Annotated in this window: 24 protein-coding genes and 1 tRNA gene; 12 read left to right on the top strand and 13 right to left on the bottom strand. The window is 63.5% G+C overall.

Annotated features, from left to right (window positions below; translation table 11 throughout):
- Positions 1 to 132: 132 nt before the first annotated feature.
- Complete coding sequence (locus tag DY467_RS22695; RefSeq protein ID WP_107354328.1) at positions 133 to 867, top strand: SDR family NAD(P)-dependent oxidoreductase; 735 nt, start codon at positions 133 to 135, stop codon at positions 865 to 867.
- Positions 868 to 939: 72 nt separating this feature from the next.
- Here DY467_RS22695 and DY467_RS22690 read toward each other — a convergent pair whose 3' ends face one another.
- A complete protein-coding gene (locus tag DY467_RS22690; RefSeq protein ID WP_164639135.1) occupies positions 940 to 2,637 on the bottom strand; it encodes an SGNH/GDSL hydrolase family protein in 1,698 nt (565 codons plus the stop codon).
- A 146-nt stretch (positions 2,638 to 2,783) separates the two neighbouring features.
- Positions 2,784 to 3,701 (bottom strand): 4-hydroxy-tetrahydrodipicolinate synthase, encoded by a 918-nt coding sequence (gene dapA / locus DY467_RS22685; protein ID WP_164639133.1) that lies wholly within the window; start codon positions 3,699 to 3,701, stop codon positions 2,784 to 2,786.
- Between the two features lie 343 nt (positions 3,702 to 4,044).
- Between dapA and DY467_RS22680 the strand changes: the two genes are divergently transcribed.
- Positions 4,045 to 4,530 (top strand): DUF2231 domain-containing protein, encoded by a 486-nt coding sequence (locus DY467_RS22680; RefSeq protein ID WP_164639132.1) that lies wholly within the window; start codon positions 4,045 to 4,047, stop codon positions 4,528 to 4,530.
- On the top strand, positions 4,527 to 5,933 hold the full coding sequence (locus DY467_RS22675; RefSeq protein WP_502706453.1) for a PQQ-dependent sugar dehydrogenase: 1,407 nt from the start codon (positions 4,527 to 4,529) through the stop codon (positions 5,931 to 5,933). Before DY467_RS22680 ends, DY467_RS22675 begins: the two co-directional genes overlap by 4 nt.
- 3 nt (positions 5,934 to 5,936) lie before the next feature.
- On the opposite strand, the gene DY467_RS22670 is transcribed toward DY467_RS22675, so the two are convergent.
- On the bottom strand, positions 5,937 to 6,869 hold the full coding sequence (locus DY467_RS22670) for a tyrosine-type recombinase/integrase (RefSeq protein WP_164639130.1): 933 nt from the start codon (positions 6,867 to 6,869) through the stop codon (positions 5,937 to 5,939).
- Positions 6,870 to 7,020: 151 nt separating this feature from the next.
- On the opposite strand from DY467_RS22670, the gene DY467_RS22665 reads away from it, so the two are divergent.
- Positions 7,021 to 8,046 carry a D-alanine--D-alanine ligase family protein gene (locus tag DY467_RS22665; protein WP_164639121.1) on the top strand — a complete coding sequence of 342 codons (1,026 nt, stop codon included), beginning with the start codon at positions 7,021 to 7,023 and terminating at the stop codon, positions 8,044 to 8,046.
- On the opposite strand, the gene DY467_RS22660 is transcribed toward DY467_RS22665, so the two are convergent.
- Positions 7,984 to 10,464, bottom strand: a complete 2,481-nt coding sequence (locus DY467_RS22660) for an ATP-binding protein (RefSeq protein WP_164639119.1) — start codon at positions 10,462 to 10,464, stop codon at positions 7,984 to 7,986. The genes DY467_RS22665 and DY467_RS22660 overlap by 63 nt on opposite strands.
- A 65-nt stretch (positions 10,465 to 10,529) precedes the next feature.
- Complete coding sequence (locus DY467_RS22655) at positions 10,530 to 11,915, bottom strand: lytic murein transglycosylase (protein ID WP_164639117.1); 1,386 nt, start codon at positions 11,913 to 11,915, stop codon at positions 10,530 to 10,532.
- Positions 11,916 to 12,109: 194 nt separating this feature from the next.
- On the opposite strand from DY467_RS22655, the gene DY467_RS22650 reads away from it, so the two are divergent.
- Positions 12,110 to 12,742 (top strand): LysE family translocator, encoded by a 633-nt coding sequence (locus DY467_RS22650; RefSeq protein WP_164639115.1) that lies wholly within the window; start codon positions 12,110 to 12,112, stop codon positions 12,740 to 12,742.
- 14 nt (positions 12,743 to 12,756) lie between these two features.
- Here the strand turns inward: DY467_RS22650 and DY467_RS22645 are convergent, their stop codons facing one another.
- Both DY467_RS22645 and DY467_RS22640 read right to left on the bottom strand, forming a co-directional pair.
- Positions 12,757 to 13,524, bottom strand: coding sequence for a sulfite exporter TauE/SafE family protein (locus tag DY467_RS22645; RefSeq protein ID WP_164639113.1), 768 nt, complete (start codon positions 13,522 to 13,524; stop codon positions 12,757 to 12,759).
- Between the two features lie 32 nt (positions 13,525 to 13,556).
- A complete protein-coding gene (locus DY467_RS22640; protein ID WP_164639111.1) occupies positions 13,557 to 13,988 on the bottom strand; it encodes a VOC family protein in 432 nt (143 codons plus the stop codon).
- 62 nt (positions 13,989 to 14,050) lie between these two features.
- Between DY467_RS22640 and DY467_RS22635 the strand changes: the two genes are divergently transcribed.
- Positions 14,051 to 14,635: a TetR/AcrR family transcriptional regulator gene (locus DY467_RS22635; protein WP_164639109.1), complete on the top strand. Its 585-nt coding sequence runs from the start codon at positions 14,051 to 14,053 to the stop codon at positions 14,633 to 14,635.
- Between the two features lie 15 nt (positions 14,636 to 14,650).
- Here DY467_RS22635 and hisN read toward each other — a convergent pair whose 3' ends face one another.
- The 3 genes from hisN to DY467_RS22620 form a co-directional block, all read right to left on the bottom strand.
- Positions 14,651 to 15,433, bottom strand: coding sequence for a histidinol-phosphatase (gene hisN, locus DY467_RS22630; RefSeq protein WP_164639107.1), 783 nt, complete (start codon positions 15,431 to 15,433; stop codon positions 14,651 to 14,653).
- Between the two features lie 697 nt (positions 15,434 to 16,130).
- Positions 16,131 to 16,304 carry a Flp family type IVb pilin gene (locus DY467_RS22625; protein ID WP_107343061.1) on the bottom strand — a complete coding sequence of 58 codons (174 nt, stop codon included), beginning with the start codon at positions 16,302 to 16,304 and terminating at the stop codon, positions 16,131 to 16,133.
- Positions 16,305 to 16,459: 155 nt separating this feature from the next.
- Complete coding sequence (locus DY467_RS22620; RefSeq protein WP_107343062.1) at positions 16,460 to 17,347, bottom strand: N-formylglutamate amidohydrolase; 888 nt, start codon at positions 17,345 to 17,347, stop codon at positions 16,460 to 16,462.
- A gap of 311 nt (positions 17,348 to 17,658) precedes the next feature.
- Between DY467_RS22620 and cpdR the strand changes: the two genes are divergently transcribed.
- The 3 genes from cpdR (at position 17,659) to DY467_RS22605 (ending at position 18,581) form a co-directional block, all read left to right on the top strand.
- Positions 17,659 to 18,018, top strand: coding sequence for a cell cycle two-component system response regulator CpdR (gene cpdR / locus DY467_RS22615; protein WP_011156442.1), 360 nt, complete (start codon positions 17,659 to 17,661; stop codon positions 18,016 to 18,018).
- Between the two features lie 84 nt (positions 18,019 to 18,102).
- Positions 18,103 to 18,177, top strand: a tRNA-Val gene (locus DY467_RS22610).
- A 131-nt stretch (positions 18,178 to 18,308) separates the two neighbouring features.
- Positions 18,309 to 18,581: a hypothetical protein gene (locus DY467_RS22605; protein ID WP_107343063.1), complete on the top strand. Its 273-nt coding sequence runs from the start codon at positions 18,309 to 18,311 to the stop codon at positions 18,579 to 18,581.
- A gap of 79 nt (positions 18,582 to 18,660) precedes the next feature.
- On the opposite strand, the gene DY467_RS22600 is transcribed toward DY467_RS22605, so the two are convergent.
- The gene (locus DY467_RS22600; protein WP_164639105.1) at positions 18,661 to 19,287 is read right to left on the bottom strand and encodes a TetR/AcrR family transcriptional regulator; all 627 of its coding nucleotides are present in this window, start codon (positions 19,285 to 19,287) and stop codon (positions 18,661 to 18,663) included.
- A gap of 216 nt (positions 19,288 to 19,503) precedes the next feature.
- Between DY467_RS22600 and DY467_RS22595 the strand changes: the two genes are divergently transcribed.
- Genes DY467_RS22595 through DY467_RS22585 form a run of 3 tightly spaced genes read left to right on the top strand, consistent with a single transcriptional unit; the run spans position 19,504 to position 23,353 of the window.
- Positions 19,504 to 20,040, top strand: coding sequence for a (2Fe-2S)-binding protein (locus DY467_RS22595; RefSeq protein ID WP_164639103.1), 537 nt, complete (start codon positions 19,504 to 19,506; stop codon positions 20,038 to 20,040).
- Complete coding sequence (locus DY467_RS22590; protein ID WP_164639101.1) at positions 20,037 to 21,023, top strand: FAD binding domain-containing protein; 987 nt, start codon at positions 20,037 to 20,039, stop codon at positions 21,021 to 21,023. Before DY467_RS22595 ends, DY467_RS22590 begins: the two co-directional genes overlap by 4 nt.
- Positions 21,024 to 21,064: 41 nt before the next feature.
- Complete coding sequence (locus DY467_RS22585; RefSeq protein ID WP_205502678.1) at positions 21,065 to 23,353, top strand: xanthine dehydrogenase family protein molybdopterin-binding subunit; 2,289 nt, start codon at positions 21,065 to 21,067, stop codon at positions 23,351 to 23,353.
- 284 nt (positions 23,354 to 23,637) lie between these two features.
- Here the strand turns inward: DY467_RS22585 and DY467_RS26280 are convergent, their stop codons facing one another.
- Both DY467_RS26280 and wrbA read right to left on the bottom strand, forming a co-directional pair.
- A complete protein-coding gene (locus tag DY467_RS26280; RefSeq protein WP_193528685.1) occupies positions 23,638 to 23,787 on the bottom strand; it encodes a hypothetical protein in 150 nt (49 codons plus the stop codon).
- 160 nt (positions 23,788 to 23,947) lie between these two features.
- Complete coding sequence (wrbA, locus tag DY467_RS22580; RefSeq protein WP_012494572.1) at positions 23,948 to 24,547, bottom strand: NAD(P)H:quinone oxidoreductase; 600 nt, start codon at positions 24,545 to 24,547, stop codon at positions 23,948 to 23,950.
- Positions 24,548 to 24,792: the final 245 nt, after the last annotated feature.

Raw genomic sequence — 24,792 nt, 5'->3', positions numbered from 1 at the left:
CTCCGGTTGTTTCTTGTTGCGGAATGTGCGGGCGCGCGGCGCGCGTGCCTTCCGATTGACAAGGCTGGCATCGATCGACACACAGGTCAAACGTCGCGCAGACGACGAACAACAACAAACAGGAGGACGCGCGTGAACGATCTCGATTTCAGTGGCCAGCAGGTGCTGGTGGTCGGCGGTTCGAGCGGCATCGGCAACGGCATCGCGCAGGCGTTTCGCACCCGCGGCGCCAAGGTCTGCGTCACCGGCACGCGCGCGGCGCCGTCGGACTACTCGGCTGAAGACGGCAGCCATTTCGACGGACTGACCTACGTGCAGCTCGACGTCGGCAAGGCGCAGGCGGTCGACGCGTTCGCGCCGCCGATCGAGCGGCTCGACATTCTGGTGCTGGCACAGGGTGCGGTGATCTATCGCCGCGGTGAGTTCGAGATGGATGGCTTCCGCCACGTGATGGAAGTCAACCTGATGAGCCTGATGGCCTGCGCGGCGAAATTCCATCCGCAGCTCAAAGCGGCGTCCGGCAAGCTGATCATCGTGTCGTCGACTGCGGCGTTCCACGCCACCAAGGGCAACCCGGCTTACAACGCGTCGAAGACCGGCGCTTACGGGCTGACCCGGACGCTGGCGCAGGCCTGGGCCGAGGACGGCATTCGCGTCAACGGCATCGCGCCGGGCCTGGTCGATACCAAGATGACCAAGGTCACCACCGACAATCCGAAGCGGCTCGCCGGCGCGATCGAAGGCATTCCGATGAAGCGCCTCGGCACGCCCGAAGACATGGCCGGCGCTGCGCTGTTTCTGGCGTCTCCGCTGTCGGCCTATGTGCTCGGCCAGACGCTGGTGGTCGACGGCGGGCTGATTTTGTAACGGCGCGTCAGCCGCGTTGCGGTCATTGTGGTGAGATACGCGGCATGGTCCCGCGTATCTCGACGCCTGCCGTCAGCGGAAGATCGAGAAGAAGCCCGACGCGCTCGGCGGCGGGGCGCGGCGGCCTTGCTGCTGCGGCGGGCCGCCAAAGCCGAAGAAACCAGATGCGGTCGGCGGCGGGGGCGGCGGCGCGGAGCGGGCGACACGGCGCTGCTGTTGTTGCTGCTGCGGCTGCGCTCCCGCCGAAGCGCTCGGCGCGCCGCCGCTGGGCTTGGCGCTTGCCACCGGGGTCTCCGGCTTCGGCTGCTCCTTCGGCGGCGGAGGCTCCTGGGCCTTTTCGATCGACACTTCCCGGCGCGGCCAGACGTCGTCGTCGGCGCGGCCGGCGGGCGCCGACAGCGGCTCGCCCTTCACCAGCGTGCGGGAGACCAGCGCATCGACCGGCGCCGGCGCGGTGCCCGGCCCGCCGAGCAGGCGGTCGGTCGACACTGAAGAAGCAACCAGCGGCAGGATCGGGCCGGCAGCCGGGCGCGGCGCGGGACCTGCCGGCGGCTTGGCGGCCGTGTCGGGCGCGGCCGGTTCGGTCGGCAGGGCAATCGGGCCGCTGCGCGCTGCCAGCAGGCGGGCGATCTCGCGCTCGGCGTAATGCGCCAGCTTGCGGGCGCCTGCCTTGGTGAAATACACGCCGTCATACGAGCGCAGCCGGCGGATCTGGCCTTCGAAGTCCGGGCCCTGCAACACGTAGCGGCCGCCTTCGTCGACGAAGCCGTCCCAGACATCGACATAGGTGATGCCGGCCTTAGCGGCGCCGTCACGATACAGCGCGTTGAGGAACTGCATGTCCGAGGTCGCCTTGGTGCCGCGCACCGCGGGCAGGCCGACCCACAGGATCGGGACGTTCTTGGCTTTGAGGACGTTGATCAGGTCCTCGATCTTCTTGGCGTAAAGCTCCGACCAGCGATCTTCGCGAAACTGGGCGACGCCGCCTGCGGCGCGCTTGCCCTTTTCGTTCATGATCCGCAGCGAGTCGTCGTCATCCTCGTCGTCGTCTGCAGCGGCGTTGTCGGCGGCCTTCTCGTCCGGCTTGGCGTCGGTTTTGCCGTCAGGCTTCGCGTCGGTTTTGTTGTCTGTCTTGTTGTCGGTCTTAGCGTCCGGCTTGGCCTCTTCGCCGGGCTTGGCGGCGGCCTTGTCGTCCTTCTTCTTGTCCTTCTCGGGCGTCGCCTGCTCGCGGATCGCAATGCGGTCCGACAGGCCGAGCATCACCACGATCGCGTCCGGGTTCTCCTGGGCGATCACCTCTTTGGCGGCTGCGACCCAATCCGACGGCTCACCCTTCGGCGCGTAGCGGAGCAGGCCCGAGATGGTCTTGAACTTGCGAACCACGCCCATTTCGGGCTGCTCGGCGTAAGCCTGCTCCAGGCCGTAGCCGAGCCAGTCGGCCATCGAGTCGCCGAGTACCAGCACGGTCCGATCCGGGATCGTCTCGCGCTTCTCAGGCGCGGGCGCCTTGGAATAGTCCTCGCGGGGGGCTGCGCGGCGCTGCGGCTGGTTCTGATGGAACGGCTGGAACACGTCGTTGCCGAACCAGCCGAATCCGCCACCACCACCGCCGCCACGTTGCTGGCGGGCGGGCGGGGGGCCGCCGAAATCGAAGAACTGCGCCGATGCCGGCCCGACGATGCCGAACAGCAGCACGCCGGCGACCGCGAGCGCGCCTAGCGGGCCGCGCTCGGTAAAGACGCCAAAGAAGGATCTCGGCTTGTCGGACATGCGGATCTTGCGCAATCGCCACCGGAAAAACGGAAGCTGATCCCTATACTAGCGGATTCGGGCCGCAACCGGGCAGCTTTCGCCGGCTCCATAAGGCGGTCCCGGTCGCGCCCGTCAAGGGCTTCGGCCGGGCCGCATCGGACCGCCTAAGCCGCGGATCGGCCGGGCAGGAGCCGCGCATCGAGGGCGGTAGCGAGCGCGGGCGACACCGGTGTCATCGGCAGCCGCACCTCCGGGCTGTCGATCAGCCCGCGCCGCCACAGCGCATATTTCACCGGCGCCGGGGACGGCTCGGCGAACAGCAGCTTCGGCAGGTCGGCGAGCCGTTGCCATTCGGTCGCGCCGCCGAGCCGGTCGCCGGCCTGCAGCCGATGCATCATCGCGGCGAACGCATCGGTCTCCAGATGTGCCGAGGCGAGGATCGCGCCGTCGCAGCCGCGGCTCAAGGCATCGAAAGCCAGCGCATCCTCGCCGGTGAGCACCGCAAAGCCCGGCGGCCGCAGCCGCAGCAACTCGGCGGTCTGCGCAGGATCGGCGCAGCAATCCTTGACGCCGACGATGTTGGCGCGCTCGGCGAGCCGCAGCATCGCCTCGTTGTGCAGATTGACGCCGGTGCGATACGGAATGTTGTAGATCAGGATCGGCAGCGCGGTGGCGTCGGCCGCAGCTTCGAAATGTAGCACCAGTCCTTGCTGCGGCGGACGGGTGTAATACGGGCAGGCGATCAGCACGCCGTCGATCGGCCAGTGCGCAGTCCACGCCAGGGTCTGCACCAGCTTGCGCGTGTCGCTGCCGGACAGCCCGAGATACACCGGAAGCTTGCGGCCGCCGGCCGCCAGCGCATCGGCGGTCAGCATCACCAGGCGCTCCAGCTCGTTTTCATTCAGCGTCACCCCTTCGCCGGTGGTGGCGCCGAGGATCAGCCCGTCGAGAGGTGCCCGTGCGTAGTGGGTGATCAGCCGGCGCAGCGATGCGGCGTCGAGCTCGCCGTCCCGAAACGGCGTGATCAGCGGTAGCCACAGCCCGCGCGGCTGTTCGGCTGTCGCGTCCAGGGGCGTCTCCATCTTCGGTCTCCTGAGAGGTCGGGCCGGAGGCGGAGCTTGCAACAAAAAACCCCGTCGAAACCGGCGGGGTTGGGTGCATGCGTGAAGGCGAGATTGATCTATCGCGCGCAAGCCACCTGCCCCTGAAGGAGCGCGGGCTTTCGATTTCAAAGCGGCGGCACGGCGGATCATGCGGCGGAGGATGGGCGGCGCGCTGCCGGGTGTCAAGCCGCACGCAAGTCTGCGCCCTATACGCGTGCCGCAAACAATGCCGTGAATGGGCCTGCTTACTCCGCCGTCGTCAGGAACATCGCGGCATGGCCGGTGTTCGCACCTGTCAGGAAGACGGCAGCGGATTCTCGCCATGGCGCACGACGCATTTCCCGCGAACTCAGGCCCTGCAAACTCACTCCGACTGGCATCGACCGCGCGGATCGGCGCGCATCCGATCCATCCGATGCTGGTGCCTGTCCCGATTGCCTGCTTCGTCGGCGCGCTGCTCACCGACATCGCCTATTGGAAGACCGCCGAGATCAGCTGGTCGAACTTCTCGGCCTGGCTGGTGAGTGCCGGCGTGGTGATCGGCTGGCTGGCGGCGATCTTCGGCGCCGTCGATCTGCTCGCGCGCCGCGCCATCCGCAATCTCACCGCAGCTTGGATTCACGGCATCGGCAATCTCGTGGTGCTGGTACTCGCCACCCTCAACATGCTGGTGCACACCCACGATGCCTGGACCTCCGTGGTGCCGTGGGGGCTGACGCTGTCTGTGCTGACGGTGCTGGTCCTGCTGGTCACCGGCTGGATGGGGTGGGCGCTGGTGTATCGCTATCGTGTCGGAGGCGCCGGATGAGCACCGTCATGTTCAAGCGCATCGCCACGCTCGTCGCCTGTGCGTCGCTGCTCACGCTCGCCGGCTGCGGCGGCGACGATCATTTCGACGTCTCCAGCCAGATCGGTCCGAATCCAAATCTGCCCGAGCCGCAGCAATATCTATTTCCGCCGATGAAGCTGGCGCCGGTGGTCGGATGGAAGGACGGCGAGACGCCGAGCGCGTCGGAAGGTCTCAAGGTCGCCGCGCTCGCCACCGGTCTGCAGCATCCGCGCGAGCTCTACGTGCTGCCGAACGGCGATGTGCTGGTGGTGGAATCGAAGAAGCCGCCCGGTGAGCCGATCAAGCGGCCGAAGGATCTGGTGATGGGCTGGGTCGAGTCCTTCGTCACCTCCGGCGGCAGCGGTGCCAACGAGCCGAGCAATCGCATCACGCTGCTGCGCGACGCCAATGGCGACGGCGTCCCCGAGGTGCGCAGCACCTTCCTCGACCATCTCAATTCGCCGTTCGGCGTGGCGCTGGTCGGCAACGACCTCTATGTCGCCAACACCGACGCGATCATGCATTACACCTATCATCCGGGCGACACGCAAATCAGCGAGCCCGGCACAGTGCTGACGCCGCTGCCCGGCGGCCCGATCGACCATCACTGGACCAAGAGCCTGGTCGCGAGCCGCGACGCCGCACTGCTGTATGTCGGCGTCGGCTCCAACAGCAACATCACCGAGAACGGCCTCGAGGCGGAGAAGAACCGCGCCGCGATCTGGGAAGTCGACCGCGCTTCCGGGCGCTGGCGGCTGTTCGCCACGGGTTTGCGCAATCCCAACGGCCTCAGCATAGAGCCCCAGACCGGCGCGCTGTGGACAGCCGTCAATGAGCGCGACGAGCTCGGCCCCAATCTGGTGCCGGACTACATGACCTCGGTGAAGGACGGCGGCTTCTATGGCTGGCCGTACAGTTACTATGGCCAGCACGTCGACCCGCGGGTGCAGCCGCCTCGGCCGGATCTAGTGGCCAAGGCGATCGTGCCGGACTACGCGCTCAGCTCCCACGTCGCCCCGCTCGGGATGGCGTTCGCCACCGGCACCAGCCTGCCGGCGAAATATCGCGGCGGCGCCTTCGTCGGCGAGCACGGCTCGTGGGACCGGCAGCACTTCAACGGCTACAAGGTGGTGTATGTGCCGTTCGACGGCGGCAAGCCGAGCGGCAAGGCCGAAGATGTCGTCACCGGCTTTCTCGACCCAAGCGGCAAAGCCCGCGGCCGCCCGGTCGGCGTTGCCATCGACAAATCCGGCGCCCTGCTGATCGCCGACGACGTCGGCAACACGGTGTGGCGCGTGACCGCGACCGACGCCACGCCGCACAGCGCGGGAGGAGCTGGCCAAAACGCTACGGGCGCTTCATCTGGAGTGCCGCCGCGCTGAGAGCTACCGCGCCAGCCCGGCCAGGATGTTCGCCCGCTCGAGTGTCGAGCGCAGCGCTTCATCGGAGACATGGGTGTAGATTTCGGTGGTGGCAATGCTCGAATGTCCGAGGAGCCGCTGCACGATGCGGATGTCGACCCCGCTCTCGATCAGCAGCGTCGCGGCAGTATGGCGCAGCATGTGAGGGGTTACCCGTCGCCGCACGCCGGCCTGGCCGGCGAAGTTGCGCAGCTTGGTGCGGAACGAATGCGGCCTCAGCTTGGTGCCGTTGCGATTGACGAACAGCGGGCCGTCGCCGCCGAGCATGCGTTGCCGCTGCATCGTCAACTTGCGCAATTCCGTGCGGAGGGCCGCATCGGTGACATACACGACGCGATCGCGCGATCCCTTGCCGTGAATCCGGATCGCCGCGCCGTCGCTGCCGACGTCGCTGCTGGCGATCTTGCATAACTCACCGATCCGGATTCCGGTCGCGATCATCAGCCGGATCTCGGTGCACAGCGACGGCGCATCCGGCGCCGCATGCCGCACCGCGCCTGGCGCTCGCGCCGATTTCAAAAGCCGCGTGGTCTCGTCCCGCGACAACGTCCGCGGCAACCGCTTCCGCTTCGGCAGCTTGAGCCGCCAGCCGTCGAATGGATTGGGCGTACAATTCCGATCGGCAACAAAACGGAAGAACGCACGGAGACAAGCCAGCCGCCGGCGGATCGTTGCTGCAGAGAGCTTTCGCTCCATCATGTGTTCAAGGTAGGCGCGAAGGTGGTCGGTGACGATCACTGCATCGGCGCAGAACATCCTATCCTTGCAGCGTAGAGTCCCGATCCACGCGGTAAAGTCCGCAAGGTCATAGCCGTAGGCCTGCAAAGTGTGATCCGACAATTGCCGCTCGACTGAGCAATAGTCGAGAAATACTGCGATCATTCTTGTGAGGGGCATTTCTTACTCCGCCCAGGGGGCAAGCAGAAATGTGAATGCAGCTTGGCGCCGAGGCTAGCGTTCGAAGCATGTCATATTCGTCTAGGGTTACCGATTGCAATAGGTTGACGTGTCAACTCCTGGATGAGGTTGAGCATAACTTGGAATTATGATGCTACCTTTGCCTGCGAAACGCATTTGGGACGGCACGATCATTTTGGTTGCGGACCCAGTCGATCCACAATCTCCCACCGACGCTTTTGATCGACGGATCGATCGACCATATCGATCCACTGTCGAAGAGATAAGCGACGCGCTACTCAACTGTTGCGATCAGCTCATTATAGTAGATGATCTAACGAATTTCACGACAGAGCTACATGAGCATCTACAAAGTCTTGTATTTCCGTATTGGTTTGGGGAATCCAGCAGAAGCCGTCACGGACTTGTTCCCGCGATATGCGAGGCAAACAATGTAATGTTTGTTGGGGCTGACGCGTTCGTTAAGGTTGTCTGCAACGACAAAGAGCTATCCAAGTCAGTGTGTCGCCAGTGCGGTCTGAATGCGCCGGGTTCGATCACCATTCAAAGCCTCGACGACCTCAGTTTCGTCAAAAATGTTCGCCCCCCAGTGGTCGTGAAGCCAAATTATGAAGGTACGTCGCTTGGAATCACACAGCGGAACCTCTGTCGAAGTTTGCGCGAAATTCTAGATATCGCTGAAACCACCCTAAAACGCCTTGGGCAGCCGGTGATTATAGAAGAGTTTATAGAGGGTCGAGAGTTTTCTGCATGCTTGTTCGGAGATGCATCGGGTAAAATTGACGTTGAAGTTGGCAGTTGGAAAATAGATGGAAGGTCTGACTATCTCGATAGCCGCCTAAATACGTTCGATCTCAAACTGCCAAATGAACTAGCATTTCAGTTCGACTTGATTACCGAGCAGATCAACGAAAATGAGCTCACGGCGATGAAGAGGTGTTTTGGGAGTCTAGGGAAGGTGGAGCTGTTGAGAATTGACGGGCGCCTGAATAAAGCTGGACTCTTCATAATCGAGCTAACACCAGATATCTATCTTGGCTCGAACGGAGAGTATTTTCTTGCCCTAAGAAATCGATTTACTGCATACAGCAATCTAATCGCGCGCATAGTCTCCAATAGCCTGAAATGGTACCAAGCCGAGATGCCAGTGAGCTAAGTAAACTGGATAAAATTCTAGCGAACACCTCCAATCATCAAGATCGATCTCGTTACGGCGAGCGGACCAGTATTTTTCGTCGATTCCCGACCGCAAGGCGGTCCAGCGCTCGTGATACCCCCCGGCCGCATCCATTCGGCCGAATCGTTTATTTGTTGCCTCTAAATTGAAAAGTGCAATCCTCTTGATTTCAGTGTCTATGGAGCTTTTCGAGAGCGACGCTGCAATTACTTCTTCTATTTGAAGTGCTCGATCAAAATCGCCAGCGACGGCGTGCCATATTAGCATGTTGACCTGAATGAGCAGGCAATCCAGTGCATCGTATGCCAATACTTGAGCCTGTTCTAGAAGGCGCAGGTCTTCTGCTGTCGGGTTTCCTCTATAGAGCGAAATAACGGCTCGGTTTGCTAGCAGATTTGATCGCTGAAGCCAGACTTCGTCTCCGATTTCGCTTGCTCGGTTCAATAACGCTTCCGCCCGATCTAGATTTGGTGTGTATCCGATCAACTGCCCTAGCGCGAGGCACGAAGAAGCCAACTCGCCTCTCAGGCCCCGTCTCTCAGACTCCGCGATCGCCAACTCAAGATATTGAGCGCATTGAGGGAGGTCCTCATCAGAACACAGGCACAGATCTGCAAATCGAAGCAAGGTGGGGTATGCGCTAAGGTTTGAGTACTTCCGCTGCGAAACTGTGTCGATGTACAGGTCCCTGGCGGATGCCAGCTGATTAGAATTCCTAAGACCATGCATTTTTATCAACTTCAGGCAAAGTTCCGCGTCTAGGGACTCTGTGTTCTTCGGTAGTTTGCTCAGATACGCGTCAGCCATACTGATGCCGCGCGCCTGAAACTCGGTTGCGCAGTACAACTCGACTTGCAAGTACTGGAATGATGGGGGGATCTCGGACGCAATATCCAGGCATTCAAGCGCCTGGTCAAACCAGCCCGCATCATAGAAGAAATGGCATTGAGAAAGCGCGATGCGCGATAATCCGGTCTTGCTGAATTCTGAGTTTCCCCACTGTAGTCTCGATGTAACATCCTTCAAGTAATTGACGATGCTCTTTGGATTTCGTGAATTTATCCCTTTACGGCCAACTTCCTGAAGTGTTGAGGATATGCCAACCAGATCATTTAGTACTGCGCATTGGTGCAAGATCTGTCTGCATCGGTCCGCCTCAGAAACAAAAATCCCAAGCGTTGATGCGTCTCGATAAAAGTCACGCCATAGCTTTCGGAAGCTGAGCTGAATAACGCCGAGGTCGGCATGATGATCTACTACAGTATGGACTCGGGGCTGGCATGATGCGCTGCTCGTGGTCACGATTGCGAGCAGCCTTTCGTCAAGAAAGTCGAGCGTTCCATCTACATCGCTCGGCAGCGCGACAAAATTCCCGGAACTGGTAGAGCCTAGAAATTCAACCAACAGGTTACGATCGACCGGGCCTGCATGTGCGGAGATTGCAAGTAGTGCGTTGAGATGCGGTTGGCCAAGATTTAACATCCTTTCTTCGGTCAATTTGGCCAGAGCATCTTCGGAGGCATCAAAGGTATCGGCGACCGCGGCGCCGCGCTCCCTTAGTAGGGCCGCGTCATCGTATGGCAACAGATTTCCGGCCTTGGCGAATTGGTCTCGTAATGTTCGAGCAAATCGATCTGGTAAACTAGAGAACAGCTGATCTGCATATGCTAGCGGCAGTGGCTCGATGTTTAGCTCCAAGCGTTTAACGCTTGCCAAGTCTGGATGCGGTTGCACCGATTGTGCTGTCGTGAATTCGATGAAGAAGACGGATGTGGTTGAATCGAGTAAATGCAGGATGAGCTTGATCTCTCCTGGGTCCAGAAGATGTGCATGATCAATATGAACGACCGCAGGCACAGTCTTTAGTTTCTCTAATATATAGAGAAGGCGCAGGTCGTCCGACTCAAGCTTGGACGATTTGTTACCGCCGCGGGACGCTTTGATCCGCTCGTAGGCCTCCCACGCTAAGCGCGATGCGGGGCCGGGGAGCAGGGCCTTGGTGGCGATCGAAGCAGCAGCTTCTGCTCCCATCTTGACTGACCTCGACCAGCGATGGCTTTTGCAGAAGTCGTCGAAGGTCTCAAAGCCGTACGCTGTTCCGAGACTGGATAATTGCCTCTCCAACAATTCGGGAAAAGGTATTCCACCTGGAAGGCCTCCCGCAGGAGTTGCTCGATCGCACAACAGATACAATCGGTCGTTTCGATACAGCTTTGCGGCATGGCGCAGCAGTGTGGTCTTTCCCACTCCGAGGCCACCGCCAGCAATGACCAAACGCGCTCCCTGAGGGGGAAGATCTAAAAATCTTGCCAGGCGTTCGAGATATGGTCGACGATCGAGGAATTCAAACAACCGATAATTCCAAGTTATGTAATGAAGTTTAGTGGAATTCTGCAAAAAATCTCGCGCAGATTGAATCTAAAATCAACTTTCAAGGTAGTGTGGAGGACACTTTTTATCCCCTACCTTCCTCTCAACCTCTCCAACATCTCCCCCGTCGCAAATCCATCCGCCGGTGCGCCGATGGAGGCTTGGAAGTTGCGCAGTGCGCTGCGGGTTTCCGAGCCGAACTGGCCGTCGGGTGTGCCGCGGTAGAAGCCGCGCTGGGCGAGGAGCTGCTGCAATTCCAGCTTTTCGGTGCGTGACAGGGCGCGCTCCTGGCGTGGCCAGTCCTGGACGAATGGGGTGCCGCCGCGCAGCCGGTCGGCGAAATGGCCGATCGCCAGCGCATAGGCCTCGGCCGGGTTGTACTTCATGATCACCCGGAAATTGGTGAGCATCAGGAAGCCGGGGCCGGCGGCGCCGGCGGGGGCGAGCAGGTAAGCCTTTTCGCCCGAGCGCGGAAACGGCTGGCCGCCGGCGCGGCGCAGCCCCATCTGCTCCCATTGCGCCAGCGTCTGGGTCTGGCGACGGTCGGCCAGCATGTAGTTGAAGCCGCGCGGCACCACGACCTCGTAACCCCAGGTCTGGCCGGTCTGCCAGCCGTCCTTCTTCAGGTTGTTGGCGGTCGAGGCGATCAGGTCGTAGGGATTGTCGACCACGTCGCGGCGGCCGTCACCATCGGCGTCGACCGCGAAGCGCTTGAATGCCGTCGGCATGAACTGGGTCGGGCCGAACGCGCCAGCCCATGAGCCGCGCAGCTGCTCGGGCCGTAGATCACCGCGATGCAGGATCTCCAGCGCGGTGAGGAATTCGTCCTTGAAGTACGCCTGGCGGCGGCCGACGCAGGCCAGCGTCGCGGTGGAGTTCACCACATAGCGATCGCCCATCTGGGTCGAGTAGTTCGATTCGATGCCCCAGATCGACGCGATGATGTAGCGGTCGACGCCATAGGCGCGCTCGACCGCGTCGAACTGCGGCTTGTACTGCGCCAGGATTTCTCGGCCCCTGGCGAGGCGGGTATCGTTGACCAGGATGTCGAGATAATCCCAGATCGACTTGGTGAACTCCGGCTGTGAATCCATCAGGTCCATCAGCCGCAGGTCGGGCGACAGGCCTGCGGTGTAGCGCTCGAACGATTCCCGCGAGATGCCGCGGCGCGCCGCGTCCGGCCACATCGCCGCGACGCAATTGTCGAAATTCGCCGCGGCCTCGCGGATTGCGGCGGCGGTCATCAGCGGATGGCCGGAAGCCCCGTCCTCTCCGCTCCAGGGCTGTGCGGCGGAGCTGCCGCCGGAGGGCGCGCTCGCGCCGGGCGCGGCTGGGCGACTCGGCGACGGATTGCCGAAAATGCTGTCGAGGAAGTTCAGAGGATTGCCGGATTGCGCCTGCGCCGCCGTGGCCGAAAGCGCCACGCCGCCGAACCATGCCGCGAGCGCGGCAGCTGCCAGCCGGTTGTGTCCCGTCATCGCCGATTGCATCCCACCTGTTGCGAGGCCCCCGGGGCAGGAGGCGCCGTGATGGTTTCCATCAGCTTAACAAAGCGGCTTTTTGCCGTCCGGCCGCCCGCGCCCGTACCGAGTTTTCGCGTGCGCAGGCGGCCCTTGACGGCCGGCGCGATCGCCGGAGGATGGTGGGAAACGCGCATGGGAATGGGACCGAGATGCTCGGCATTCACGACTTCTGGCTGTTCGTCGCTTCCGGGCTGCTGCTCAATGTCACGCCCGGGCCGGACACCGCCTACATCGTCGGCCGCGGCCTACAGTTCGGCTGGCGCGGCGGGGCGGCTGCGGCGCTCGGCGTCGGCACCGGTTGCCTGGTCCACGTTGCAGCGGCGGCCGCGGGCCTGTCGGCGCTCCTGATGGCCTCGACGCTGGCGTTCAGCGTGCTCAAGTGGATCGGCGCCGCCTATCTGATCTGGCTGGGATTGCGCATGCTGCTGTCGAAGCCGAGCGATTTCACCGCGACTGCAGGCGCTGCCCCGGCGTTGTCGCTGGCCTCGGTGTTTCGCCAGGGCATGCTCACCAACGTCCTGAATCCCAAGGTGGCGCTATTCTTTCTCGCCTTCCTGCCGCAGTTCGTCGCCGCCGATGCTTCCAACAAGGCGCTGGCGTTTCTGGTGCTCGGGCTGATCTTCGTGGTCAACGGCACGCTGTATTGCCTGGCGCTCGCGGCCTTCGCGGCGCGGGCGGCGGATCGGCTGCGACGCTCCGGCTCGGTGCTGCAATGGATCAATCGCGGTCTCGGGGCGCTGTTCGTGGCGCTCGGCATCCGGGTGGCGCTGGCGCGCGCCTGACCGAGGACGCGATGCTAGCCGACTAGCTTCACGAGGGTGGTGGCGGCGAGATACAGGCCGAGCCCCATCAGGGCGATCAAGAACCAGCGGCGGAATGTGTCTGGATGCATCCGGGTGCGCACCGCCTGGCCACCGAACATGCCGGCGAACGCGGCCGCCAGCGCGATCAGGCCGGGCAGGGCGGTGGCGGTCGACAGCAGGCCGGCGTCGGTGAGGTTGACGGCCAGCGCCAGCGTCGCGGTGGTGAAGAACACGCCGAGCGCCTGGACCAGCTCGTCCTTCTCCATCCCGATCGCCTGCAAATACGGCATCGAGGGAATCACCTGCACGCCGGTGGCCGCCGAGATCACGCCGGTGATCAGCCCGACCGGACCGCCGATCCATTTCTCGCGGTTCGGCGCGACGTGGAAGCTGCGCTTGCTGAGGCCGAGAATGCCGTAAGCGACCAGCAGCACGCCGAGCACCAGCGACCCGTAGCGGGCATAGGGGCCGGTCATCAGCCCGGCGCCGAGACGAATGCCGATCACGGTGCCGACCAGCAGCGGCCACAGCCGGCGCAGGATGTCACGCAGATAGCTGCCAGCGAAGGTCTGCCAGATGTTGGTGACGATCGCCGGCACGATAACGATGGCGACCGCCTGGGCCGGCGGCATGGCGACGGCGAGCAGTCCGATCGACACCGTCGGCAGACCGAGACCGATCACGCCTTTGATGAAGCCGGCGAACGCGAAGACCGCAGCGATGATGAGGAGAAATGGATCGAACACTGCCGCAGATTGCACACTCGCCGAGCCTCACGCAACCCATGCTTCGCTTATGGCTCTGCGGCAGCGGCGCCACCTGCATACTGCGCCGCGTAGTTCGCGCTCGGCGGAATCGGTTTGATAATGTCGATCAGCACGCCGTTCGGATCGGCAGTGATGAAATGGCGCTGGCCGAAATCCTCATCGCGCAGCGACAGCAGGATCGGCAGCCCAGCTTGCTGCAGCCGGGCATATTCGCGGTCCGCATCGTCGACTTCGAAGTTCAGGATCAGGCCTGACACCTGACCGCGGCCGGCGGCGGGAATCGTCGCATGCTGACCGTCGAGGATCGCCAGATTGACAGCAGGATCTTCAACTGACTGCAGGTGCATGTACCAGTCGGCTTCGAACAGGGGACGGAAGCCGAAATGCCGGCAGTAGAACGCCGCCGTCGCGGCGACGTTCGACGTCATGATCACCGGGTAGTAGCTGGTCGATCGCATCGCTTTCCTCCTCGCCAACAAAAAGATACAGTGTGTATGTATAAAACATGCAGGCTGTATGTATGAAGGCGACGAAGCGACGCACCAACCCCGAACGGTCCAGTGCCACCCAGGCGGCCCTGATCGCAGCGGCCCGCGAGGCATTCGTGGTTCGCGGCTATGCGGAGACCAGCACGCCGGATCTGGTGGAGGCCGCGGGCGTCACGCGTGGTGCGCTGTATCACCACTTCGCCGACAAACAGGCGCTGTTCCGGGCGGTCGTCGAGGCCGAATCCGCGGCCGTCGCCACGGAGGTCGAAGCAGGCGCCGACGAGGGCCCACCGCTCGAGGCTTTGATCTCCGGGGGGGAAGCCTATCTGGCTGCGATGGCCGTGCCGGGCCGCACGCGGCTATTGCTGATTGAGGCGCCTGCGGTGCTCGGCCGTGCCGAGGTTGACGCGATTGATGCGCAGCACGGCGTCAGGACGCTGCGGGAGGGCTTGGCGGCGGCGATCGAACAGCAAGCGATCGCGCCGATTCCGGTCGAGGCGGCCGCGAAGCTGCTCGGCGCCGCGTTCGATCGCGCCGCGCTCGAAATCGCGCAAGGAGGCGACCGCGAGAGCTGCCTCGCTGTACTGCGGGCGCTGATCGAAGGACTGCGGGTATGACCGCTAAAGCGTGGTTCAGGCGCTGAGGATCTTCATCGCCGCTTCGTGCACGCGCTTGTCGCCCGCCGCGATGATCCGGCCGCCATTCTGCGCCGGCTTGCCGTCCCAGGTCGTGATGATGCCGCCGGCACCGGTGATGATGGGAATCAGCGCGGCGACGTCGTAGGGCTTCAGCTCGGTTTCGATCACGAGGTCGAGCTGCCCGGCGGCCAGCATGCAGTAGGAGTAGCAGTCGCCGCCGTAGCGGGTCAGTCGCGCCTCGGCCTGGACCTTCTCGAAAATGCCGCGGTCGCTGTCGTTCATCAGCAGCGGCGAGGTGGTGAACAGCACCGCGTCCTTGATAGCGGCGCATCGGCGTACGCCGAGTTTGCGCTCGCCGGACGGGCCTTTGTACGTCGCCGAACCATTGTCGCCGGAGAAGCGCTCGCCGATGAAAGGCTGATGCATCATGCCGAACACCGGCGCGCCCTTGTGCAGCAACGCGATCAGCGTGCCCCACACCGGAAAGCCGGCGATGAAGGACTTCGTGCCGTCGATAGGGTCCAGCACCCAGACGTAATCGGCGTCTTCGCGCTCGTTGCCGAACTCTTCGCCGATGATGCCGTGCTGGGGAAAGCTCGCCTTGATCAGCCGGCGCATCACCGCTTCGGCGGCGCGATCGGCTTCGGTCACCGGATCGAAATCGCGGCCGGGCTGCTTGTTGTCGATCGTCAGCGTGGTGCGGAAGAACGGCAGGATGGTGTCGCCCGACGAGGTCGCAAGGCGGCCGATAAAGGCGGCGAAATCGATGACCGTCACGGCGCGATCCTTTGCGAGCATTGCGGGCGGGACATGGAACCGCGCCACCATCTTAGACGGGAGCGGCCGAACCCTTGCTCCTTTATTATGGCGGGTGACTCCCGGTCCATAGTCTGAATCGTCGGCAATAAGCCGCACTCACAGCTTTGAAGCGGCTAGCGGCGCTGCGGGAACCAGGTGCGACAAGACCGCTCGGAATCGCCCGAGGATGCGGTGCGGGCTTTGGTCGCGACCTCATTCATCTCATTGATCTGTCTCAAATAATTTTAGCAGTTCCGCGGCGTGGACGGTGCTCTGACATGCGTTTTTTGCATGGAAAATCGCCTGAAAACACTTGCGCTTTGTGCGGCGCGGTCGCATATTGTTGCGGTGCGGTAGCGCCTCGCGCTATCGCTGCCCTCCTTGGGCGTTTCCTCCCTAGACTTGGGCCGCTTGCCATCGCAAGCGGCCCTTTTTTCTTTTTGGATTGTCTTTTCTTTGGATCGAGGCTCGGCAGCGCCAGCGGCGCTGTCTGCTCGTCGGTGGCCGCTTGCGCTTCGCCAGCAGCCACCTGATCGCGGGTGTTCGTTTGCGGTTCTCGGCCGCACCATACCTCTCTCGGCCTGCATCAGGTCGGAGAGCGGCAGGTGAGAACGCCGTCGAGAAGCCGTGGAGCCCGGCTTCTTAAAGGTGCAGTCCTGACGCGATCGACCGTCTGCTAGCCGCCGCCGGTGAGGCCGTCTTTCACCGACGTGAAAGTGGAATTCAGTTTGTCACCGAGCCCGGTGACTGCGGCGATGATCGCCAGCGAGATGCCGGCGGCGATCAGACCGTATTCAATTGCGGTGGCGCCGGATTCTTCCGACAAGAATTTCAGAACAAGACGCTTCACGTTGTTCTCCCAGGATAGCCTGCGGTTTGGGGTTCACAACTGAAGATTGCGGGTTCCACGTTAATTCCGGCTGAATCGGTTCCCGTGAATTTAGGAACACGTTGCGCCGATTGACGCCGATAAGCGGCAAAACGGCACTTGGGTCCGCCGGCCAGCTACTCCGCAGCCGCCTGAAACGGGCGGAGATCGTCCAGCGGTATCTCGGACAGCCTCTCGGCGAGGCGGCTGAAATCCTCGGCCACGGTGGCAAAGCGGTCGCTGCGCAGCCGCAGCCGTTCGTCCATATAAATCGCCCGGTTGAGCTCGACCTGGACGGTGTGCAGCCCGGTGGCCGGGTTGCCGTAATGCTCGGTGATGAAGCCGCCCGCATAAGGCTTGTTGCGGCCGGTCGAATAACCGCGCGCCGCCATCGTCTCTTCGATCACGGCGGCGATCAACGGCGAGCAGCTGGTGCCGTAGCGGTCGCCGATCACCACATCCGGTCGCTTCGGCTCGTCGCGCGAGATGCCGACCGAGGGCATCGAATGGCAGTCGACCAGAAGCACCGAGCCGAACTGCTGGTGCGCCTGGTTGATAAGCCGGCGCAGCGCGCGGTGATACGGCTTGTACAGCGTCTCGATCCGGCCAAGCGCGTCGTCGATATGGATGCGCTCGTGGTAGATCTCCTGGCCGTCGCCGACCACGCGCGGGATCGTGCCAAGCCCGCCGGCGACCCGCATCGAGCGGGTATTGGCAAAGCTCGGCAGCCGGCCGTTGAACATCCGCGGATCGAGCTCGTAAGGCTCGCGATTGACGTCGATATAGGAGCGGGGGAAATGCACCCGCACCACCGGAAAGCCGTCATGGATCAGGTGGCCGATCAGCTCGTCCATGAACGAATCTTCGGAGCGCTGCAGCGCTTCGAGATCGATCCGCGAGGCGTTCAGGAAGGCGTTCGGATAGACCGAACCGGAATGCGGCGAATTGAAAATGATCGGGGCGCGCCAGACCGCCGGTTCGGCGATCTCGAAGGCGGGGGAGAACTCACCGTCGAACTCGGTCATCGTCGTCCGCCACTCGTCAAATCCGCCCGTCTCCTGCCTCTGCGACAGCGCATCTGGTGATTTGGTGAGCGGTATTGTCGGCAATAGGGCCGGCGCTGCCAAGCAAAATCATTCCAGAGAGCGGTGTCGAAAACGCCGGAGCCGAACAAAAGTGCCCGCTTGCGGATTTGTTGATTCAGAGCCCGATCGGGCGCAGGATTATCCCCGCTTCCTCACTTGATGGGCGATGGGAATTTCACCCGAAATTTACCAGACTTCGGTCTAACTGGATCGATCGGTTTTCCTCGCCCGGATTTGAAGTTCCAGCCACCATGCACAAAATTCTCCTCGCCGAAGACGATAACGACATGCGCCGCTTCCTGGTGAAGGCGTTGGAAAACGCCGGATTCCAGGTTTCCTCGTTCGACAACGGCATGTCGGCCTACCAGCGGCTTCGCGAAGAGCCGTTCGAAATGCTGCTGACCGACATCGTGATGCCGGAGATGGACGGAATCGAGCTGGCGCGCCGCGCCTCCGAACTCGATCCCGACATCAAGATCATGTTCATCACCGGATTCGCCGCGGTGGCGCTGAATTCCGATTCGGACGCGCCAAAGAACGCCAAGGTCCTGGCCAAGCCGGTGCACCTGCGGGAATTGGTCAGCGAAGTGAATAAGATGCTCGCCGCGTAAAATTGGCGTCGAAATCCTGCTTTGGTGTCCTTGCCTGACCGGCTCGGAGCCGATATAGGGACGCCACCCGTGAAGACGATCTGAGGGCGCGTAGCTCAGCGGGAGAGCACCTCGTTGACATCGAGGGGGTCACAGGTTCGATCCCTGTCGCGCCCACCATTCCCCAGCATCGTCGAACTCCATCTTCCCCCGATCTCGTGTCTGACCGCTCGGCGGCCGCTTTGCTTTGGCGGAACGAAGCTGCCTGCGACGAATTGGCTCAACATCGCCATTCGGCATGGAGCGACACGATGATCAAGCAGATTGCCATCACCGCCGCCGCGCTGGCGGCTCTTTCCACCGCCGCCGCTGCGCCGGCCAGCGCCGATGAAGTCGGCATCGGAGTGGGGCCGGCAGGTGTCACCGTCGGCACCAGTCACGGCCCGTATTACGGACATGAAGACCGGTACGTGCGCGAGCGCCGGATCTATCGCGAGCGCGAGCCCGATGAGACCGTCGTGGTTCGCCGGCAATACCGTGAAGAACCCCGCCGCCGTGTGATCATCGAGCACGATGACGATTAAGACGACTAGCGGCCTCCCTTGCGGAGGCCGCTTTGTCGTTTGGGGTGGAATCCCAGCGGCGCCGGCCGCAGGCGTCTCCTCAAGAGTCTGGTCTGGCCTTGCTGCCAGCTGCCCCGTAGCGCAGGCCATCGATCAGCAACCCGACCATCCGGCTGGTGTGGTCGGGATCGGCGCCCGGCGCCGAATTGCAGAGCTGCGCCACCGCCTTGAGCAAATCGAACGGGTCAACGTCGCGGCGAACCTCGCCGGCCGCGCCGGCTGCATCCAGCAGCGATTGCAGCGCGGGGCGGAGCCGCTGTTCGAAATAGACTGGCAGGCTGTCATAGGCCGGATTGCCCGAATATAGCGCCGCCGCCAAACCGCGCTTGGTCGCGATGAAGTCGACATAGCGCTGCATCCAGCGCGACAAAGCCTCGAGCGGCGAATACTCCGCCGCCAGGGCTGCGGCGGCGTCGGCGCAGGCATCGACCTCGTTGCGGAACACAGCGACGATCAGGTCGGATCGCTGCGGGAAGTGCCGATACAGCGTGCCGACGCCGACGCCGGCTTTCTCGGCGATGTCCCGCACCGGCGCATCCACGCCTGCCGTCGCGAACACCGCCAGCGCCGCCTCCAGCAGCGTCTTCAGATTGCGCTGCGCGTCCGCCCGAACCCGACGCGGCGTACCGGCCGCTGAGGCGTTTTTGCGCGGCCGCTTTTCGGACACAGGAATACCTCTTGATAAACGGAACGATGTTCCGTATAAGGAGTTGCTGGTCCGTTATCTCACATCGATGCCTGCCGGGCTACGCGGCATCGGCCACGCCAACCAACGCCCCGAACTAATAAGCCGCTCGGCGGTTAGCGATTTTTCCGTTCCGCACAATGTGCGCGCGAATACGGATCCGCGCGCGTTGCTTCATCCCGTCCTCAAGGAGGTCATATGACCGCTGATCGAACTGTCGCGCCTGCCGCGGCGATCCGCATCAATGGAGTGGACTGTCCGGTCCCCGCCGATCCGCGGGTCTCACTGCTCGACCTGCTGCGCGAGACGCTGAACCTGCACGGCACCAAGAAGGGCTGCAATCAGGGTGCCTGCGGCGCCTGCACGGTGCTGGTCGACGGCGAACGCATCGTGTCCTGCCTGTCGCTCGCCGTGCAGCACGCCGGCCGCAGCGTCACCACCATCGAAGGTCTCGCAAGCGAGGCGGGGCTGCATCCGTTGCAGCAGGCGTTCATCGAACACGACGGATTCCAGTGCGGCTACTGCACCCCCGGGCAGATCTGCTCGGCGATCGGCATGGCATCCGAACTTCAGCGCGGCGTTCCGAGCCACGTCACCCGCGATCTGGCAGCCGACCATATCGCACCGACCCGCGACGAAATCCGCGAACGCATGAGCGGCAATCTGTGCCGCTGCGGCGCGCACAACGGCATTATCGCGGCGATCCGCGACACCTACGCGGAGGCTGCAGAATGACTCCCTTCGATTACTCACGAGCCGGCGATGTCGCCGAAGCGCTGCGGCTTGGCGGCGCCGCGCAGGCCAAATTTCTCGGCGGCGGCACCAATCTGATCGACCTGATGCGCGAGACGATCGAGCGTCCGGCGGCGCTGGTCGATATCACCCGCCTGCCGGCGGACATCACCGAGCGCGAGGGTGGCGGCTTGCTGATCGGCGCAGCGGTGCGCAACACTGCGCTCGCGGAGCACCCCGCCGTGCGCCGGCGCTATCCGATGCTGTCGCGAGCCATTCTGGCGGGCGCCTCGGCGCAGATCCGCAATATGGCAACGGTCGGCGGCAATCTGCTGCAGCGGACGCGCTGCACTTACTTTTACGACGATGCCGGCTCGCGCTGTAACAAGCGCAACCCCGGTCAGGGCTGCGACGCCATCGAAGGCTTCAACCGCAATCACGCAATTCTCGGTGCGTCTGAATCCTGCGTCGCGACGCATCCGTCCGACATGTGCGTCGCGCTCGCGGCGCTCGATGCGGTGGTGCATGTCGAAGGGCACGCTGGGAAGCGGGCGCTGCCGTTTGCCGACTTCCATCGTTTGCCGGGCGATCGGCCCGACCTCGAGACGGTGCTGCAGCCCGGCGAACTGATCACCGCGATCGAACTGCCGGCGCAGCCGATCGCCGCGCGCTCGACCTATCGCAAGGTGCGCGACCGTTCGAGCTACGCGTTCGCGCTGGTGTCGGTCGCGGCCGCGATCGAGCTCGAAGACGGCAGGGTGAAGGACGTCCGGCTCGCACTCGGCGGCGTCGCACACAAGCCGTGGCGGGCGCTGAAGGCCGAGCAGGCGCTGCGCGGCAGAGAGGCCACCGTGGATGCGTTCCGTGCGGCCGCCGAAGCCGAGCTGACCGATGCGGTCGCGCTGCGCGACAACGCTTTCAAGATCGAACTGGCCAAACGAACGATCACTGCCGTCCTCGGCGAACTCGCAGGAGATGCCCGATGAGCATCATCAACGAAGCCAAACAAGCCGTGCGCGGCGCCGCGATGGACGTGATGGAGAAAGCCGTTGCGCTCGCACCCGATAGTTGGATGCCGGGCGGCGATCCCGATCCCTTGATCCGCGCCAAACACGGCTCGATCGGCGCCTCGATCTCGCGGATCGACGGCCCGCTGAAGGTGCGCGGCGCCGCGCCGTTTGCGGCTGAGTTCGCGCTCGACGGTATGCTCTATGCCGCGCTGATGTTCAGCACCGTGCCGAAGGGCCGGATCGCCACGCTCGACACCGCCGCGGCCGAAGCCGCGCCGGGCGTCGCTCTGGTGATGACTCATCGCAACACCCCGCGGATGAAGCCGATGCCGCTGTTCATGACGGCCGAGAAGGCTGGCGGCGGCGACAATCTGCCGATCATGCAGGACGACCGCATCCATTGGAACGGCCAGCCGATCGCCGTGGTGCTGGCTGATACGCAGGAACAGGCCGATTACGCCGTCTCGCTGATCCGCGCGACCTACGGGGCAGAACCCGCGCTGACCAGTTTCGGCGCTGCCAAGGCCAAGGGCACCGAGCCCGGCCTGTTCATGGGGCAGCCGCTCCAGGCTCAGAAAGGCGACGCCGAAGCGGCGTTCGCCAAAGCGCCGGTTCGAGTCGCTGGCCGCTACTCGACGCCGCGGCACAATCACAATGCGATCGAGCCGCACGCCGCCACGGTGATGTGGCAGGGCGACAAGCTGATCGTGCACGACGCCTCGCAGGCGGTGCAGCACACCGCGTGGTCGCTCGGGGATGTGTTCGGCATTGCCGAGGAGCAGGTCCATGTCACCTCGCCGTTCGTCGGCGGCGGCTTCGGCGGCAAGTGTCTATGGCAGCATCAGGTGCTGGGCGCTGCGGCTGCCAAGCTCGCCGGCAGGCCGGTGCGGATCGCGCTGTCGCGCGAGGGGGTGTACCGGCTGATCGGCGGCCGCACGCTCACCGAGCAGCGCTTCGCGATCGGCGCTGAGCCGGATGGTCGCTTCGTGTCGCTGATCCACACCGGCACGGCCCCGACCTCGCGCCAGAACGCGTTTCCTGAGCCGTTCATCCTGCCGACGATGAGTAGTTACGGCTCGCCCAACATCAAGCTCGACGTCGAGACGGTACACCTCGACATGCTGGCCAACACCTTCATGCGTGCGCCGGGCGAGTCCGTTGGTACCTTCGCGATGGAATCGGCGATCGACGAGATGGCCGTAGCGCTCGGCATCGATCCGGTCGAACTGCGCATTCTCAATCAACCGAAAGAAGATCCGCTGAAGGGCACGCCGTTCTCGTCCCGGCATATCGCCGAGGCTTGGCGTGCAGGTGCCGAACGCTTCGGCTGGTCAAAGCGCAATCCGACCGCCGCCAGCATTCGCGACGGCGAGTGGCTGGTCGGAATGGGCTGCGCCACCGCGACCTATCCGTATCACCGCATGCCGGGCGGTGCGGCGCGGATCACGCTGACCCGCGACGGCGGCGCCAAGGTCGAGATCGCCGCGCACGAAATGGGCATGGGCACGGCGACGGCTCATACCCAGGTGGTGGCGGAACGGCTCGGCCTGTCGCGCGATCAGGTGACGTTTGCCTATGGCGACTCGATGTTTCCCGGCGTGGTGCTGGCCGGTGGCTCGCAGCAGACCGCGTCGATCGGCGCCTCGGTGATCGCCGCGCATCACGTGCTGATCAAGGAACTGCTCAAGCTCGCCGGCAACGACTCGCCGCTGGCGGGCCTCCGCGCTGAGGAGGTTGGCACCGTGAACGGCGGCCTCGCCAAGCTCGACGACACGTCGCGTCATGAGAGTTATGTGTCGATCCTGACCCGTTCGGGCCGCGATCACGTCTCGGCCGAGGGCAGCGCTTCGGCGCCGCTCGAAACCATGCACTGGTCGATGCACTCGTTCGGCGCGCTGTTCTGCGAGATCGGCGTCAACAGCGTCACCGGCGAGACCCGTGTGCGGCGTTTCCTCGGCTCCTACGATTGCGGCCGTATCCTCAATCCGAAGACGGCGGCGAGTCAGTTCCGCGGCGGCATCATCATGGGCCTCGGCCTGGCGCTGATGGAAGAGACGCAGTTCGACGAGCGCAATGGCCGGATCATGAATCCGAGTCTGGCCGAGTATCACATCCCGGTGCATCTCGACGTGCCGGAGATCGATGTGATTTGGACCGACATTCCCGATCCGCGCGCGCCGATGGGCGCCCGCGGCATCGGCGAGATCGGCATCACCGGCGTCGGCGCGGCGGTTGCCAACGCCGTGTTCAATGCCACCGGCAAGCGCATCCGCGATCTGCCACTGACGCTCGATAAGCTGCTGTAACGGCATTCGGGTCGTGGGCCTTGCTCGCGGCCCGGCATCGCCCCCAGCGATCAACGTTCTGCCGCGTTGTGAAATCAGTGCGCGTCATTGCGAGGAGCGAAGCAATCCAGGGCTCGGTGCAGGGAAGCTTCTGGATTGCTTCGCTACGCTCGCAATGACGGGTTTATGGTCGAGGGGAAAGCGGATGAACGTCTCAAAGGGCGCGGGCGCTCGATTCAGCTGAGATAAAGCTGCTCGAACTGCATGCTAATGAGCGGGCTAAGTACAGGTGATCGCCGTGGAAATCAGTCCGCGTCCGGCGGTGTGGCGCCGGTGCAGCTTCGACACTGCCGCTTGCCATAGGTCGCGATGCTGAGGCTCTTGCAAACTAAACGCTTAGCCATCGCCTGCAGCGGGCTCCGCGCCAATTGAAGCATGAACACCATCTCGAGCATGTCGTCGTCTCCCCACTAGCAATATCTGAGATGGGGCCGAGGCAGCGGGCGCAGTAGCCCCGCTGCAGCGCATCAGGCATGCGATACATGCATCTGCATTGAGTTGGGCGGAAGGCGTGGCGCGGTGCGTTCGAGCGCCCCGCCACGCCTCCTGTTGTCGTTAGCCGTGCAGCTTGATGGCTGTTTCGGCGATGGTCTTGCCCTGGTAGCGCGCGCCGGCGAGTTCGGTTTCGCTCGGCTGGCGCGAGCCGTCGCCGCCGGTGATCGTGGTGGCGCCATAGGGGGCACCGCCCGTCACCTGATCGAGCCGCATCTGGTCGCCGAAGCCGTAGTTGAGGCCGACCACCACCATGCCGAAATGCAGCAGGTTGGTAATGATCGAAAACAGCGTGGTCTCCTGGCCGCCGTGCTGGGTCGCGGTCGAGGTGAAGGCGCCGCCGACCTTGCCGTTCAGCGCGCCGCGCGCCCATAGGCCGCCGGCCTGATCCAGGAAGTTGGACATTTGCGACGCCATGCGGCCGAACCGGGTGCCGGTGCCGATGACGATCGCGTCGTAATTGGCGAGGTCCTCGATGGTTGCGACCGGCGCAGCCTGATCGAGCTTGTAGTGCGACGCCTTGGCGACGTCCGGCGGTACCAGTTCGGGCACGCGCTTGATGTCGACCTGCGCGCCGGCCTCACGCGCGCCTTCGGCGACCGCGTTGGCCATCGCTTCGATGTGACCGTAAGCCGAGTAGTAAAGAACCAGAACCTTTGCCATGGGGAGTCTCCGTTTGGTTGGTGATTGGGTGGGGAGTGATTGTTGTTAGTTATCCGTCATGGCCGGGCTTGACCCGGCCATCCATCCTCTTCGTGAGAACTGTTGCGAAGTAGGATGGATGCGCGGGGCAAGCCCGCGCATCACGTGTGTGGGTGACGAAAGGCTGCACGGCCTTACGCGGCGTCGACCAGAACCAGCTCGGCGTCTGCGAGCGCCGTGATGGTGAGCTTCGTCTCGCCGTGGAT

The sequence above is a fragment of the Rhodopseudomonas sp. BR0G17 genome (assembly GCF_010907025.1).
In the GTDB taxonomy this organism is placed as follows: domain Bacteria; phylum Pseudomonadota; class Alphaproteobacteria; order Rhizobiales; family Xanthobacteraceae; genus Rhodopseudomonas; species Rhodopseudomonas palustris_H.
This window is presented reverse-complemented; position numbering and strand designations above follow the sequence as displayed.